Consider the following 1,171-nt stretch of genomic DNA (forward strand, 5'->3'; position numbering starts at 1 on the left):
TCGGTGCGATTAGCGCTGGTGGGAGCTGGTTTTGGTGTGGTCGGGGTGTATTACCTAAGTTGGTGGCGGCCGGTCATCGGGTGGGTGCGTAGCGGTCGATGCCGAACAGCCGGGCCAGTTGTTCGGCGGTGTCGCTGTGGTCGGTGAGCATTCGTTGGGCGCGGGGGCGACCTTTGGTGCCGTCGTGGTAGAGCAGCACCGTTTCCTCGATGCCGGCCAGCTCGGCGAGCAACTCACGCACCGACAGATGCAGTCCGGCATCGGCGGCCTCGCGGCGCATCAGGTGGGCGACGGTCAGGGCCAGGACGCTGTAGAAGACATGGACGCGGATCTTCTGGTCGGTCCAGTGGTGCATCGGGGAGAACGAAATTACCTGGGGGTCTTTGAGTTGCCGGAACCCGGACTCGATGTCGGACTGGGATCGGTAGGCGGCGATCACGCGGGCGACCGGCCAGTCGGTGCGGTTGGTGAACAGGATCCGCTTGCCGAACATCCGGTCCTCGAGTTGTCGGCGGGCGTGGCGGTCGGTGCGGTACCGCAACCGCAGCTCCGCCGCGGTGGTGCCGGTGAGGGTGACGGTGAGCACCTCGGCGACCCACCGCGGCGCGCAGATCTGCTCGATCTCGCGCTCCACGGCCGCCCGGTCGCGGCGGGTGCGCCCGCGGGCCAGGCGCACCTGCAGGGCGCCGAGCCGGTCGCGGGCCTTGTCGAGGGTCTGGTCGAATCCGCGGGACTGGGCGGCGTGCAGCGACGCCGAGTGGGTCACAATCGCCCGCCGCCGGACCCCGAGGGCGTCGACCTCGGTGTCGTAGGCGCGCATCCCGGGCAGTCGGGGATCGTCGACCCGGTGGTAGGCGTCGGCGGGCACGGTCAGCAGGGCCGGGTGATCCGAGGGCGGCAGGGAGCCGACGAACCCGATCCGCGCCGCCTCGATGTGGGCGTGGTTCGCGGCCGAGTTCTGCCCGGCGTCGTAGACGATCGTGGCCCCCTCGATGCCGGCGGCGACGCTACGGTAGCGGTCGACGAGATCGTCGATCACCCCGGGGAACTGGGTCACGTCGGGGCGATCGCCGGGGTAGGGGTGCGAGAGCAGCGGGATACCGCCGTCGGAGGTGATCACCAACGCCAACCCGACCAGGCGCAGGTCGACGCGTTTTTGTTTCGCCTTGCC

Annotated in this window: 1 protein-coding gene; it reads right to left on the minus strand. The window is 69.7% G+C overall.

What is annotated here, in order from left to right; genetic code table 11:
- Positions 1-73: 73 nt before the first annotated feature.
- A partial coding sequence (locus tag P3H15_RS54005; RefSeq protein ID WP_276144825.1) for an IS1634 family transposase occupies positions 74-1,171 on the minus strand: 1,098 nt, incomplete at its 5' end.

Origin of the sequence: Rhodococcus sp. T2V, from assembly GCF_029269925.1 — a bacterium.
In the GTDB taxonomy this organism is placed as follows: domain Bacteria; phylum Actinomycetota; class Actinomycetes; order Mycobacteriales; family Mycobacteriaceae; genus Rhodococcus_F; species Rhodococcus_F koreensis.